At 70.8% G+C, this 13,596-nt stretch carries 17 protein-coding genes; 5 read left to right on the forward strand and 12 right to left on the reverse strand.

The window, feature by feature from the left end:
- The 5 genes from AB0C36_RS18675 to AB0C36_RS18695 all read right to left on the reverse strand — a co-directional run.
- Positions 1-820, reverse strand: an 820-nt coding sequence (locus AB0C36_RS18675; RefSeq protein ID WP_358355364.1) for an alpha/beta hydrolase, incomplete at its 3' end; no start/stop codon positions are given.
- A gap of 507 nt (positions 821-1,327) precedes the next feature.
- The gene (locus AB0C36_RS18680; protein ID WP_358355366.1) at positions 1,328-1,570 is read right to left on the reverse strand and encodes a hypothetical protein; all 243 of its coding nucleotides are present in this window, start codon (positions 1,568-1,570) and stop codon (positions 1,328-1,330) included.
- Between the two features lie 205 nt (positions 1,571-1,775).
- Positions 1,776-2,645, reverse strand: coding sequence for a class I SAM-dependent methyltransferase (locus AB0C36_RS18685; protein WP_358355367.1), 870 nt, complete (start codon positions 2,643-2,645; stop codon positions 1,776-1,778).
- Positions 2,638-3,015: a VOC family protein gene (locus AB0C36_RS18690; RefSeq protein ID WP_358355368.1), complete on the reverse strand. Its 378-nt coding sequence runs from the start codon at positions 3,013-3,015 to the stop codon at positions 2,638-2,640. Before AB0C36_RS18690 ends, AB0C36_RS18685 begins: the two co-directional genes overlap by 8 nt.
- Positions 3,005-3,184, reverse strand: coding sequence for a ribbon-helix-helix domain-containing protein (locus AB0C36_RS18695; protein ID WP_358355370.1), 180 nt, complete (start codon positions 3,182-3,184; stop codon positions 3,005-3,007). The genes AB0C36_RS18690 and AB0C36_RS18695 overlap by 11 nt, the downstream gene beginning before the upstream one ends.
- 125 nt (positions 3,185-3,309) lie before the next feature.
- Here AB0C36_RS18695 and AB0C36_RS18700 point away from each other — a divergent pair, with 125 nt between their 5' ends.
- Entirely contained in the window at positions 3,310-3,930 is a 621-nt protein-coding gene (locus tag AB0C36_RS18700) for a GNAT family N-acetyltransferase (protein ID WP_358355371.1), read from the forward strand.
- A gap of 123 nt (positions 3,931-4,053) precedes the next feature.
- Here AB0C36_RS18700 and AB0C36_RS18705 read toward each other — a convergent pair whose 3' ends face one another.
- Both AB0C36_RS18705 and AB0C36_RS18710 read right to left on the reverse strand, forming a co-directional pair.
- Positions 4,054-4,542, reverse strand: coding sequence for a hypothetical protein (locus AB0C36_RS18705; protein ID WP_358355373.1), 489 nt, complete (start codon positions 4,540-4,542; stop codon positions 4,054-4,056).
- Positions 4,543-4,546: 4 nt separating this feature from the next.
- On the reverse strand, positions 4,547-5,380 hold the full coding sequence (locus AB0C36_RS18710; RefSeq protein WP_358355375.1) for a class II glutamine amidotransferase: 834 nt from the start codon (positions 5,378-5,380) through the stop codon (positions 4,547-4,549).
- Between the two features lie 411 nt (positions 5,381-5,791).
- Between AB0C36_RS18710 and AB0C36_RS18715 the strand changes: the two genes are divergently transcribed.
- The 4 genes from AB0C36_RS18715 to AB0C36_RS18730 are packed head-to-tail and all read left to right on the forward strand — an operon-like array spanning position 5,792 to position 9,068.
- Positions 5,792-6,520, forward strand: a complete 729-nt coding sequence (locus AB0C36_RS18715; protein ID WP_358355377.1) for an alpha/beta hydrolase — start codon at positions 5,792-5,794, stop codon at positions 6,518-6,520.
- Positions 6,517-7,860 (forward strand): NAD(P)/FAD-dependent oxidoreductase, encoded by a 1,344-nt coding sequence (locus tag AB0C36_RS18720; protein ID WP_358355379.1) that lies wholly within the window; start codon positions 6,517-6,519, stop codon positions 7,858-7,860. Before AB0C36_RS18715 ends, AB0C36_RS18720 begins: the two co-directional genes overlap by 4 nt.
- Positions 7,857-8,588 (forward strand): DUF1365 domain-containing protein, encoded by a 732-nt coding sequence (locus AB0C36_RS18725; protein ID WP_358355380.1) that lies wholly within the window; start codon positions 7,857-7,859, stop codon positions 8,586-8,588. Before AB0C36_RS18720 ends, AB0C36_RS18725 begins: the two co-directional genes overlap by 4 nt.
- 42 nt (positions 8,589-8,630) lie before the next feature.
- Complete coding sequence (locus tag AB0C36_RS18730; RefSeq protein WP_358355381.1) at positions 8,631-9,068, forward strand: SRPBCC family protein; 438 nt, start codon at positions 8,631-8,633, stop codon at positions 9,066-9,068.
- 64 nt (positions 9,069-9,132) lie between these two features.
- Here AB0C36_RS18730 and AB0C36_RS18735 read toward each other — a convergent pair whose 3' ends face one another.
- The 5 genes from AB0C36_RS18735 to AB0C36_RS18755 form a co-directional block, all read right to left on the reverse strand.
- Complete coding sequence (locus AB0C36_RS18735) at positions 9,133-9,975, reverse strand: anti-sigma factor (protein WP_358355383.1); 843 nt, start codon at positions 9,973-9,975, stop codon at positions 9,133-9,135.
- Positions 9,962-10,564 (reverse strand): RNA polymerase sigma factor, encoded by a 603-nt coding sequence (locus AB0C36_RS18740; RefSeq protein ID WP_358355385.1) that lies wholly within the window; start codon positions 10,562-10,564, stop codon positions 9,962-9,964. The genes AB0C36_RS18735 and AB0C36_RS18740 overlap by 14 nt, the downstream gene beginning before the upstream one ends.
- Complete coding sequence (locus tag AB0C36_RS18745; protein ID WP_358355387.1) at positions 10,561-11,400, reverse strand: class F sortase; 840 nt, start codon at positions 11,398-11,400, stop codon at positions 10,561-10,563. Before AB0C36_RS18745 ends, AB0C36_RS18740 begins: the two co-directional genes overlap by 4 nt.
- Before the next feature lie 101 nt (positions 11,401-11,501).
- The gene (locus tag AB0C36_RS18750) at positions 11,502-12,341 is read right to left on the reverse strand and encodes a DUF4397 domain-containing protein (protein ID WP_435839072.1); all 840 of its coding nucleotides are present in this window, start codon (positions 12,339-12,341) and stop codon (positions 11,502-11,504) included.
- 190 nt (positions 12,342-12,531) lie between these two features.
- Positions 12,532-13,521 (reverse strand): SDR family NAD(P)-dependent oxidoreductase, encoded by a 990-nt coding sequence (locus tag AB0C36_RS18755; protein WP_358355388.1) that lies wholly within the window; start codon positions 13,519-13,521, stop codon positions 12,532-12,534.
- Positions 13,522-13,596: the final 75 nt, after the last annotated feature.

Below are 13,596 nucleotides of genomic sequence, written 5' to 3' on the forward strand. Positions count from 1 at the left end.
TGTTGGCGTACTGCTCGCCTTCGTCGCGCAGTACGTCGGCCTCATCGGTGATGACCAAAGTCGTCGGGAGGCCCTTCAGCTGGTCCAGGCTCGCCCGGAGCGGGGAGGCGTGGTGCTCGGCGCGCTGGGCGGGGTCGGTGGTGTACGCGTCCCAGAACCACTTCATGCCGTCGCGCGTCAGGTAGTAACCCTCGGCGAACTGCAGATAGGAGGGCGTGTCGAAGTCCGCGTTGGCCACCGGGTACAGCAGCACCTGGGCCTTGAGGTCGATGCCGCCGCGCTCCTTGTTCATCAGCGCGAACACCGTGGACATACAGCCGCCGACCGACTCGCCGGTGACGGCAATGCGCGAAGTGTCCAGGCCGTGCTCCGCGCCGTGCTCCATCACCCACTGGCCCACGGCGTAGTTCTGCTCCACCTGCGTCGGGTACTTCGCCTCGGGCGCCCGGTCGTAGACCGGGAAGACTCCCGCCGCGCCCGCGCCGACGGCGAGTTCCCGGAAGAGGCGGTCGTGGGTCTTGTCGTCGCCGAAGACCCAGCCGGCGCCGTGGATGTAGAAGACGACCGGCAGCGAACCGGTGGCTCCCTTGGGTCGGATGATGCGGGTGCGGACGGTGCCCCACTCGCCGGCATCCACGTCGACCCACTCCTCGTCGACGTCCGGCCGGGGCACGCTCGGGTCGCTCTGCAGGCTCAGCAGGATGTCGCGGCCCTTCTCGGGCGGCACCTCGTAGATCCGCGGATGCGGATCGGTGGCGTCGCACAACTCCTGCGCGGCGGGTTCCAGGTAGGGCGTGACGGGCGGGGGAAGCGAGGTCATGGCGGCTCCAATCGCGGGCACACGCGTGCCCTGGAAGGTGCGTCCCGCACGATTGCCGACCGCTCGGGTGCGGAGGCCGCTCACGGGACAAGGCCCCTCGCTCAATCCTGGTACGCGGCCCGGGCGGCGCAACCCGACGCGTTCGCCCAGAAAGTGCCGATACCCCCGCCGCCGTGCACGAGGAGCGTCTCCCCCGCCGTGGGTCCCGCGGTGGCCGCGACCCCGGGGCAGGGCCGCCGCCTCGACCAGGCCGACCCCTCTAGGCACCGTCAGCAGCTTCTGGGCGTACCCGCCCCGGGTCAGCAACGCGCACGCCTCGTCACCCACCCGCCAGCCGGTCACGCCCTCACCGACGGCGCTGATCCGACCCGAGACCTCCAGTCGGGGAGCCAGGCTGGTTGAACCACGACGTCATCCCGGACGGCCGGTACGCCGCGGGGCCGTGATTGGAACGGCGTCGACGTTCCTGCGGGCCTGGTTCCTGGACCCGTTCGCGCTACGTGACCTTTACTTCGCTGTGAGGTACGTGCGGATCTCCGCGATGAGCGCCGGAGGCATGGTGTCGTCGAGAGGTCCGCGAGTCACGAACTCGTCGATCGTCTGGACCCCGATCGTGTATCCCCCACCGAAGCCGACGTCCGAACACCACCCCAGATAGCGCACGCGTCCGCCCTCGTACATCAGCGAGCTGTCCGGCGGGCAGGTGGTGCAGCACCGGTGATCGCTCTCCCACCGCCATGTCTTCGCCACGTCACGCTCCCGGCCCGACGGCCCCACCGATCCGGTCCAGGCGAGGCATTCGTCGCTCCCAGTAGAGCACGAACGCAGCGATGACTACTGCGATGCACTACTTCGTCATGACCGGATGGCGAACTCGCTATCAGCGCAAAGCTGTTCACGAGTTGCGCGACCACTTTTCAGGCTCGAATGCGCTGCGACTCCGGGCAGGGGCTGGTCAGACCTCCGCCACCAGGAACTGCTCGGCCCTGGGTGGCCGCAGGCCATCGGCTCGGCCGGTGAAATACCGAGCGGCCAGATCGTCGGGCGACACGTGCACGGCCTTGGAGAACCCCGCTGCCAGGGCTGCCTGCCGCATCTGCTCGGGCGCGTACAGGCTGACGAACGGCGTGCCGGACGCGGCCGCGTTGCGCATCGAGAACTCCTGGACCTGCCGCTGGTCCGGTGCCAGCAGGTCGAGCGGCAGCAGGAACGTCGTCGCGAACACCGAGCCGGGCGCGAGCGCGGCGACCTGGCGCAACGTCGCGGTGTTCGCCTCGTCCGTCAGGTACATGCTGACGCCGGTCGACGCGACGACGGCCGGCCTGGCCGGGTCGAATCCGGCGGCGGTGAGGCGCTCCCACCACGAGTCGCCGCCCTCGAAGTCCACGGGGACCAGGGTCAGCCAGGACGGGATGTCGTACCCGAGTTCGGCCAGACGACGGCGCTTCCAGGCCTGGGTACCGGGCTGGTCGACCTCGAAGACACGGAGTCGGGCGCCCAGTTCGGGCCGCCGCTGGGCGAAGGTGTCGAGGCCTGCACCGAGGACGACGTACTGCGTCACGCCGGCATCGGCGTGCTCGGCGACGAGGTCCTCGACGAAGCGGGCGCGCGCGACCATGGCCGCGCGGACGCCTTCGACACCCGGCATGGTCATGTCGCCGCGCGCACGCCAGTCGTCCCCGGGGTCGGCGAGCTTCAGTCCGACCTGGTCGTCGAGGACGTGCGGCGGGGCGTCAGCCTGGACGTGCAGGGCACGCCACAGGGCGACGCGCACCGCGGTGTGGTCGGGTACGGACGGCTGGTGGGCCTCTTGGCCGTCACGCATCGCCGCCTCCCTGCGCATCGTCCTGCCCTCCGGGGAGAGGCGCTTCGAGAGCGACCGTCCGCCCGTCGGGATCGCGTACCAGCGCCTGGCTGACGCCCCAGTGCGTCGGGGTGAACGGCTGCGCGAAGTCCGGGGCGCGGTCGGGAGCGAACGCCTCCGCGTCGGCGACCCTCAGGATCGGGTGAGTGGTGAGCTCCCCTTCGTGCTGCTCGACGATGAACACGTAGGGGCCGCCCGCGGGGTGCACCCACTGGCCGGAGCCGTGGCCGGTCTCCAGCACGCTCTCGAAGCCGAGCGACTTCCAGAACGCGGCCGTCGCCCCGTAGTTGCGGGTCTCGACGAGGAAGCCGTCGAAGCCTTCAGTCGTCATCGGTGCCCTCCTTCTCGGTCGTCGCCACACGCTGGAGGTACTCGGTGAGGGCCGTCTCGACGATCGAGGACAGCGAGCGCTCGGTGTCGACGGCGTGGTGCTTGACCTCACGGATGAGGTCGACGGGCAGGTAGACGTTGAACTGCTTGACCTGTTTGCCGGCAGCCATGACTAGGATGCTAGCAATCTATGCTCGATTGACAAACCCCTCCCCGGCGCCGCGACAACTCCTTTGACGCCTCCAGCCGACCGCCGCGATGATCCACGGGTTCATCCAGAGGACGGATTACCGGCATGACTTCACACTTCGAGGCTCCCGTATTGCATGGGACCCACGTACGGCTGGAGCCGCTGTCACCGGCACACGCACCGGGACTGGTCCAGGCCGCGGAGGAGAGCCGCGAGACGTACGGCTTCACCCTCGTCCCGCGCGCCGACGAGGTAGCGGCATACATCGAGACGACCCTCGGCCGCCCCGGCTGGACCTGCTTCGCACAGATCCGCACCACCGACGGCGCCGCCGTCGGCTGCACCAACTACCTGGAACCACGGACCTGGCCAGGCGGCACGGATCTCTGCGCACTCGAAATCGGCGGCACCTGGCTGTCCGCCTCCGCGCAGGGCACGGCCATCAACGCCGAGGCCAAGTACCTGCTGTTCGAGTACGCGTTCGAGAACCTCGGGTTGGCCCGTGTCGACCTCAAGACCGATGCCCGCAACGCCCGCTCCCGAGCCGCGATGGAACGCCTCGGCGCGCGCTTCGAGGGCGTCCTCCGCAACTGGTCGCCGTCCTGGGCCCCTGGCGAAGCGGGCAAACTCCGCGACTCGGCCATGTTCAGCATCACCGCCGACGAATGGCCCGCCCTCAAGCCCACCCTCCAAGCCCGAATCAACAACAAGTCCGCAACCCCCTGAACCACCGACATCAGCGGCGGTGGCGCGGGGGCGGATGGAATGGGCTCGGCTGCTGGGGGCGGGAGGTCACCGTGGGCGGGGCCTCGGGGCTTGTGCGCTCGCTCGGTCCGGAGAGCCGACGGTTCAGCGGTCCGGTTCGGTCGACGTCGAGCGCTGAGCGGCGGACAGTCGGGACTGGGCGATGTTGCGGATGCGGCGGGTGCGGCCGTTCTCGGCCAGGATTTGCAGAGGGGACGTCGCCAAGGACCGCTCGGCGGTGTGGAGTTGGAGCCAGTTGGACGCCGTGAGCAGGCTTTCGACGTCCCATGGTTCGTCGAGGGTCATCGCCCGTAGCAGGGTCCACTCGTTGAGGCGTCGTGTGCAGAAGTCGTCCGCCATGACGGCGCGGGTCATCTCCAGGCACCACGAGGGATAGCCGGGATCCGCGAGCAGTTCGGCGGCCCGTCTGTCGAGATACTCGCAGACGGCGCTGTTCGCCATCCCTTTGTCGGGGTCGGTGAGTACTCGGGCGACAAGGGCGGCTGCGTCCGCAGGGGCCACCTCGTCGAACGCCTGCCGGTAGCGCGCAAACCGTACGTGCTCGTCCGCGTTCCAGCCCGAGTCCGCCGACACCGCGCTATGCCGCCTGGGGGGCGAAGGGGCGGAGTTCGTCGGTGTCCGGGCCGACGACGCCGCAACTGCTCTCCGGTACTTCGTTCCACGCACCGGGCAGGTCGCCCAGAGGCTCGGACACGACGAGGCGGGTGTCGTCGGACACTTCGCGCAGGAATTCCACGTCGGGGTGCAGTGCCCGCAGAGCCTCCACCCGGGTGCTGAAGAAGAGCGAGCGCGAGGTCCGCTGCGTGGAGTAGCGGAAGGCCCAGATCCGCTGCCCGTCGGTCACCGCGATCGTCATTTGGAGGGGGAACTCCACGCCGTGCTCGCGACCGACGCCCTCCACCAGACCCGCCATCCGCGCGACCGCGCCCGGTGGGTCCTGCTCCAGCCCGAGAGTGAGCGCGAGAAAGAACATCAGCTCCGAGTCCGTCGACCCCTCGATGTCGGGGAACAGCGCCGGGTCGACGGCGAGGGCCAGGTCCCGCCGCAGCCGGTGGAAGTCGGTGATGGCGCCGTTGTGCATCCACATCCAGCGGCCGTGGCGGAACGGGTGGGAGTTGGTCTGCTGCACCGCCGTGCCCGTGGAGGCCCGGATGTGCGCGAAGAACAGCGGGGAGCGCACGTGGTCGGCGATCTCCCGCAAGTTGCGGTTGCTCCACGCCGGGCCGATCTCCCGCACGACCGCCGGTGTCTCCAGATCGGGCCGGTACCAGCCCACCCCGAACCCGTCGCCGTTGGTCGTCTCCACGCCCATCCGGGAGTGGAGGCTCTGGTCGATCAGCGAATGGGACGGCTTGTAGAGAATCGTGCCCAGGAGCACCGGGGTGCCCGAGTAGGCAAGCCATCGGCACATGGTTCCACCACCTCGCGATCGTCTGGCCGCCGTCCGCGCGGACGCCATCCCAACTCCGCCGGCCTGGGGCCGGCAGCCCCGGAATGCGCTTTCGGCGCTCACAGCCACCGCTCGCCGACCACGGGCGGCGGGCGGCGCGCGACAGGCGGCCCAGGTCCTCAGCATTTCAGCGATGCGGAGCCCTCGCACCCGCGCGGCGACCCGCCTGGACACAGGGACGCAGGTTCCGAGGATTTTTCGTCCCGGCCGCATCCGAATGCCTCCCGGCGCCGGAAGAAGGTGTGAAGGACCGCTCATGGACCGACGGAGGAAGGATCCGATGCGCAGAGATCGTCCCTGGCGGGCCCCGACGCCGGTCCCGGCTGTGGGTGCGTACCAATCTGCCCGCCTGTCCGCGCCGAAGCATGTGACATGAGAGTGCCACGTTCGGCGGCGCCCGGCGTCGTGGATGCCACGCCCCGGTTGTCCCTGCGGACGCCTGGACCCACGGATCAGCCGCGCAGCGTGGTCGTGGTCCTGCCGGGAGGTCGGTCGCACAGCACGGCAAGGGCTTCGCGGCGCAACCTGGCGTACCTGAGAATGGCCGCGATGGCCGGAACGCTGCGTCGGCGGCTAGACCCGCGCGGCGCCGCGGTGGCCGTACTGCGCTATCGGCTGCGCGGTTGGAACGGGAGCGCGGCCGATCCGGTGCAGGACGTGCGGTGGGCCCTGGACCAGGTGCAGACCCGGTTCCCCGGCGCGCCGATGGTCCTCGTCGGTCACTCGATGGGCGGCCGGGCCGCACTGTGGGCCGCGGATCACCCGTACGTGACCGGGGTGTGCGCACTTGCGCCCTGGACCCCGGCAGGGGACCCGGTACGCCAACTGGCCGACCGCTCGGTGCTCATCGTCCACGGGTTGCGCGACCGGCGCACCTCGCCCGAGGCGTCGCACGAGTACGCCCTCAGGGCTCTGTCCGCCGGGATGCCCGTCCGCCGCGTCGAACTCCCCCATGCGGGCCACGCCATGCTGCGCCGCCGTCGGGACTGGGACGCCTTGGTGGCCGACTTCGCCGGCAGCATGCTTGTCGACCAAGCCCGGATGCCGGCCCGGCTGACGGAGCCGACGGCAGCGCCGACGACGGAGAGGCGGTCGCCATGAGCCGCCGACGCGTCGCGGTGATCGGCGCCGGGGTCTCCGGCCTGACGGCTGCCTACATCCTGCAACGTTCCTACGACGTCGTGCTGTTCGAGAGCGACGACCGACTTGGCGGGCACGCGCACACGCACGACGTCCCCGCCGAGACGGGCGGGACCATCCCGGTGGACACCGGGTTCCTCGTCCACAACGAGCAGACCTACCCCCATCTCATCAGGCTCTTCCGGGAATTGGGGGTGCAGACGCAGGACACCGAGATGTCGATGAGCGTCCGCTGCGAAGGCTGCGGTCTGGAGTACGCCGGAGCCCGCCGTACAGGCGGCCTGTTCGCGCAGCGCTCCAACAGCGTCAACCCCCGCTACCTGCGCATGCTCGGCGAGGTCGTGCGCTTTCACCGCAATGCCCGCGCGCTCCTCCTTGCCGCCCAGTACGGCAGATCGGCCGTGCCCGCCGGCGCCGCAGGGGTCGGACAGGCCGCCGGGGCCGCCGCGGCCGACGACACGCAGGAACAGCCCACGCTCGGCCGCTTTCTGGCCGACGGGAAGTATTCGCCCTACTTCGTCGACCACTTCGTCATGCCGCTGGTCTCCGCGGTGTGGTCGACAGGCACGCGTGACAGCCGCATGTACCCCGCCGCCTACCTGTTCGCTTTCCTCCACAACCACGGCATGCTGACCGTCAGCGGATCACCCGCCTGGAAGACCGTGGTCGGCGGATCCCGCACCTACGTCGACCGGGCGGTGAAAGGCCTCGCGTCGGTCAACGTCGCCACCCCGGTCCGCGCCGTGCGGCGCACCGCGGACGGTGTCGAGGTGCGCGACGACTCCGACCGGCCGCATCGGCTCGACGCCGTGGTGCTGGCGACCCACGCCGACGACGCGCTGCGTCTTCTCGCGGATCCGACACCGCGCGAGCAGGCAGTCCTGGGGGCGTTCCGCTACGCGAGGAACGAGGCTTGCCTGCACACCGACACCGCCCTGCTTCCGCGTGCCGCCGCGGCGCGTGCCTCCTGGAACTACCTCAAGACCTCCTGCCACGACGGGGTGGACCAGGACCGCGTCCTGGTGAGCTACGACCTCAACCGGCTGATGCGCCTCGACCAGCGGACCACCTACCTCGTCACCCTCGGTGCGACCGAGCGCCCGCGGGAGGATTCCGTGGTCGACCGGATGGTGTACGAACACCCCGTCTTCACACCGGAGTCGGTCACCGCCCAGCGTTCGCTGCCACTGCTCGCGGACGGACGTACCGCGTTCGCGGGGGCGTATCACGGGTGGGGTTTCCACGAGGACGGGTGCGCATCGGGCGTACGCGCGGCCGCGTCCCTGGGGGTGGTCTGGTGAGCGCAGGCACGGCGTTGTACGAAACCGAGGTCGTCCACGTACGCAGGGAGCACTTCGTACGCGCCTTCCGCAACCGCGGCTACACGTGGCTGGTCGATCTCGACGACCCGCCGGAACTTCCCTGGTGGCTGAGGCCGTTCGTACGCTTCGAGGCACGCGACCACCTGGGCGACCCGACCCGCTCGATCCGCGCGAACGTCGACGCGTGGCTCGCGCAGGAGGGCGTCGAACTGGACGGTGGCCACGTCCTCATGCTGGCGAACGCCCGCGTACTGGGCTACGTCTTCAATCCTCTGACCCTCTACTGGTGCCATCGCCGCGACGGCACCCTCGCGTGCGTCATCGCCGAGGTCCACAACACCTACGGGCAGCGCCATCCCTACCTGCTCTTTCCGGATGCGACCGGGCGCGCGCGGGCGGCGAAGTCGTTCTACGTGTCCCCGTTCCTCGAGGTCGACGGCGTGTACGAGTTGCACGTACCCGAACCCGCGGCCCGTCTCGACATCGCGGTCACCCTACGGCGTGACGACCGGGTCGCGTTCACCGCGCGGTGGCGGGGGCGACGCCGCCCCGTCGGCACACGCGGCCTGGTCCGCCTGCTGCTTCGCCATCCGTTGATGCCCCACCAAGTCGCACTCGGTATCCGCAGGCACGGCATCGCGCTGTGGCTCCGCCGCGTACCTGTGGTCGCCCGGGAGCCGCTCCCGTGTGCGCGGGCACGACGGTGAGCGACGACTGGCCCATATCAAGTTCGAGAGGGAGCCGAATCGATGGTCGACGTACAACGCACCTTCACCATCCCGCGCCCGCTCCACGAAGTGGTGGCCTATCTGCGGGACTTCGCCAACGCCGTCTACTGGGACCCCGGGACCCGCCGGTGCACGCGCATCGACTCAGGCCCCGTGCGGGAAGGATCCCGGTGGCGCAGCGTCTCCGAGTTCCGCGGGAAGCCCACGGAATTGGAGTACGAGTTGAGCCGCGCCGAGCCGACCCGGCTGACGTTCGTCGGCACCAACAAGACCGCCACCTCCACCGACGATCTCACGTTCGTGCCGCGTGGGGAATCCACCGAGGTCACGTACCGGGCCCACGTGCGCTTCCACGGCTTGGCCCGCCTCGCCGACCCGTTCCTCCGGCGCGAGTTCGAACGCCTCGGTGACGAACTGGTCCAGACCATGCCGCGCGCCGTGACGGGCCATCAGGGCTGAGGTGCCTCGCCGCAATCCCCAGATTGTGGCCGTTCGGCGATCAGTCCGGCAATCAGCTGGGAGTTCAGCTGGGCAGGGTCCCGCGTACCACGCTGTTGCCGGAGTGTTCGGGTGAGCCGTTGTACTGCTGCACAGACACGTCCACGACCGGGTAGCCGTCGAGGTCGAGGTTCGCGGGCAGGTCGAAGGTGGCTTCCCCTCCGACGGGCAGGATGCCGACGGCAATCATGTTCTTCGCGTCGCGGTCCAGGAGCCAGACCTCGTAGAAGCCGGGCTGGGGCGTAAGGCCGGATACGCGGACCACGAGGCGTCGTCCGGCTTCACCGCCGGTAGTGGTGTCGACGAATGCGGCGCCGGCCGCCTGGTGCGTGGGCAGTGGATCCAGCCGCGTCTCGGCATCCACGCGCGCACGTGGAGACTCGTCCTCGTCCGTCGCCCAGAGCGTGCCGCCGACCCCGGCGGCGGCACCGATCACCGCGGCCGAGGCTGCCAGGGCCAGCGACTTCCGCAGCCGAAACCAGGGTCCCCCGGTACGCACGGCACCCTCGGGCCCCTCCGCCGGGCCGGCGCCGCGGTCGGCAGGTGCCTCCTCCGCGGGCACGGACGGGTCGGGCGCGGACGGGTCGAGCGCGGACGGGTCGAGCATGGACGGGTCGGACTCGGAAGGACCGGGCACGGACAGGTCGCCGTCGAAGTCGAGTTCGTCGGCGATGCGCCGCCAGAGCCGCGCGGGCGGAGGGGACGGTTCGTCCTCGGGGCGGATCTGCCGCCCGGCCCGCACGACGGCCCGCAGCTGGTCGAGTTCGGCTCCACAGACCGGGCAGGCGGCGATGTGCGCACGGTCCGTCTCGGGCACCTGTTCACCGAGTGCGGCCAACGCGAGTGTCCCGGGGTCACTGTGATTCATCGTCCACCTCCTCCATTCGGCCCCGTAGGCGGCCGAGGCCGCGTCTGATGTGGCTCTTGACCGTGCCGAGCGGCAGGCCGAGGCGTTCCGCGATCTGCTTGTGCGTCAGGTCGCCGAAGAACGCCATCTGCAGGATGCGCCGCTGGGGCTGCCCGAGCCGCGCGAGTTCGTCGGCGACCACGACCCGCTCCACGACCCCGGAGTCGTGGGAGGGCTCCGGGTCCGAGACCGGCTCGGCGTCGGTGGGACGCGCACGCCGCGCGCGGGCGGCGCAGGCGTCCGCGACACGGTGCCGGGCAATGCCCACCAGCCATCCGGGCAGCGACCCGGCCTCGGGGCTGTAGGTGGCACGCCCGCGCCACGCGGAGACGAACACCTGCTGCGTGACGTCCTCGGCTTCGGTCCGGTCGCCGAGGGTACGTGCGCACAACGTGTACACGAAAGCGCCCCATCGCCGGTACACCTCGGCGAACGCCGCCTTGTCGCCGTCCGCGAAGGCTTTGGCGACGTCGGAGTCGTCGAGGTGTTCCACGGCGGAAAGCCTAGTGGCCAGGACCGCGGATCCGGGGAAGCCTGTGTCGGTGTTCATGCGTTCTCCGGCACAGAGGTGACCACAAGGTTGGCCTGGTAGCCGCCGGCCGACCGGTCGTACGCGCCGGCGCAGGTCACCAGCACAAGCTGATGCGGCCCGTCACGCCGGAAGATCGCCGGGCCCGGGAGAGCCCCCTTCGGCACCGTCTCGACCCGAACGACCCGGTACACGAGCGGCGGCGCGGTGCCGCGCTGTACGGAGACGCGCAGGCCGGGGGCCGCACGTTCGAGCCCGGCGAACTCGCCGATGCGGCCGTCCGCGGTGTCGACGTGTCCGACCAGCACGGCTGATCCGGCCGGGGCGCCGGGCGGCGGGCCGAACCGGTACCAGCCGACGGTGCCGCCATCGGGCGGCACTTCCACCTGACCGTCCGGGGCGACCCCGACGGGCACCACCGGAGCGGACAGGTCCAGCGCGGAGACACTCACCGCCGTCGGAATCCGGGTACTCGATCCGGCGTCGCCGGGCAGAGGCGACGTGGCGGTCGTGTCGCCCGGTCCCGGGGCCGGCGCCCCCGCTTCCGGCCCTGCCGACGCCGCCGGCTCAGCCGTGTCGGCCGCGGCCGTCGCGGCCGTCTCGCCGGCGGTCAACGTGGGGACGCCCGTCCCGGTGCCCGCGCCGGTGCTTGTGCCGGCGACGGTGCCGCAGGCGGCGAGGACGCAACTCGTCGCCGCCAGGCACCACATCAGCGCCGCACGCCGACGACGGGGCCACTTGCCCCGCCTCTCGGCGAACGCCGTGGCGGGCTTGCCGAGGGCGGGCCCGCCGAAGGCGCCCTTGCCGAACGTGCATCCGGTCCGCCGAGTGGCTGCGTCCTGCGCCGCTCGCGACACGGCAACCTCCTGAGCGTCCGAGAGGTGGTACGGCCCGCGAGAACGCGACGGACTCGCGTGATGCCGCCACGGGCGGGCCGTTGACCGGTGGCCGTCGGTGGTCAGTTCCGGCGGTTCGCGACGACGCGGTAGCCGCCCGCGGCCAGGCCCAGTGCTCCGGCCGCCGCCAGGCCGATCGCCCAGGCCGGTGCTCCGCCGCCGTCGTCGGTGCGGGCGTTCGCGGCGGCGCCGGATCCGCCCGCCGGGACGCCGCCCGGCGCGGAGTGCAGGCCGGTGATCGCCTGTGTCTTCAACGCCAGGGTCTTGTCGGCGGCGCTGCCGTAGGCGTAGACGACGGTGTTCGTGCCTTCCGCGAGGTTGAGGTCCGCCGGGCCCAGCGCCACGGTCGAGGTGCCCGCGAGGGTCACGTCCGCCTTGATCATGCCGGCGTCGACCTCCCCCTTGGCTTCCTTGGGGTTGGTCAGACCGGTGAACACCGGCGTGCCGTTGGCGCGTACGTCGACGGCGGGTGCCGCGGCGACGTGCCGGACGGTCACCCGGGCCTTGCCCGCGGCCACCGGCGCGGTGTCGTTGACGAACGCGGAGAGCATCGGTGCGCCGTTCGCATCCAGGTGCGCCACCAGGGTGGCGTTGGCTCCGGCGGGTACCTCGACCTGCTTCTGCAGGGCGGGTGTGCCGTTCGGGCCTTCGTTGTCCTTGAACACCTTGATGTCGTAGCTGCCCGCCGGGAGTTCCTGCGGGTCGGTGAGCGTACCGGGCTTGAAGTCCGGCAGGAGTTGCTGCCCATTGGCGTACACGTCGACGGTCAGGCCGGGGATGCCGTGCAGGACCGACACAGTCGCCTCGTCGGCGGCCTGCGCAGGGGCGGCCGCGAGGGCCATGGAGGATGCGCACAGCGCCCCGACGCCCAGTGCCGCGACGGCGCGGCGCCGTCCGGTCATCAGGACGCGGCGTCCCGTGGGTGTGACGTCGGCGGTGAACAGGTTGGTATCCATGAGGCTCTCCAGGTCTTTTGCGTGCTGAAGCCTTCACCTGTCCTTCCGTGACAAAAGCTCTCCTGGATGCACCTGACGCACGATTGCCCGGGCAGCCCGCACAGCGGCGTGCCGAGCGCGTGCGGAGGCAGCCCGTTCAGATGTGGTCGGAAATGCCTGCCCGTTCGGCCAAGGCAGCCACGTGGTCCCACAATTCGCGCCGCGCCTGCGGACGGTCGCGGCCGGCGCCGAGCAGGTACGTCGTGGGCCTCGGCCTGCGGTCCTGCCACAGCAGCCCGGTGGTATCGACCGCATCAGGAGCCGAGCCCAGCCACACGATGGTGTCGGCGCCCTGCTCCGCGTCGCGGATGACGGGGCGGGTGACTTTCCGGAACACCGGCATCCAGGTGCGGACGCCCTTCGTGTCGGCCCACCCGGGGTGCATGGCGTGGACATGCACCCCATGCGGGGCAAGCCGCTGCGCCCATTCCTCGGTGAGAATCACTTCGGCGCGCTTCGTACGGGCGTAGAACTTCTTCGGCGAGTACGCCGAGTTCGCGGACTCCGGGTCCCCGACCGGCAGTCGCTGCGCGTACTGGCCGCCGGACGTGACGTTGACGACGCGGGACGGAGCCGCCGCCCGCAGCAGCGGCAGCAGGGCAGCCGTCAGCACCCACGGCGCCAGCACGTGCGTGGCGAAGTTCAGTTCGACGCCGTCAGCGCTGTACGTCCGCTCGTCGGGCATCACGCCCGCGTTGTTGACCAGCACGTCGAGCTGCTCTTCCGCACCGAGGAACCTGTCCGTGAAGGAGCGCAGTTCCTCCAGGCTGCCGACATCACACGCGACCGGACGCACGTCGCCGGTCACCTTGCCGCGCGCAGTCGCCCTCACCTGCCGCACGGCGTCCTCCGCACGGTCGGGCGTACGACCCAGTACCCGCACGGACGCCCCGAGTTCGGCAAAACCGACCGCGGCGGCAAGCCCGATCCCCGAGGCGGCTCCCGTGACCAGCACGACCTTGCCGTCCATGCGCGCGCCGTCCGCCGGCCACCCCGGCAGGCGCCTACGCAGGTGATATCCCGGGGTTCCGTAGCCGAGCACGATCGTGCGATCCAGCGTCAAGTCGACCAGCGACGCGAGGTTCATGGGCACCCGATTACCCCCGCGCACCCAGGAGAAACCGCCTCCCGAAGGCGAGGCTCGGCGGGGTGGGACGGCGTC

The sequence above is a fragment of the Streptodolium elevatio genome (genome assembly GCF_040649515.1).
Lineage (GTDB): Bacteria > Actinomycetota > Actinomycetes > Streptomycetales > Streptomycetaceae > Yinghuangia > Yinghuangia elevatio.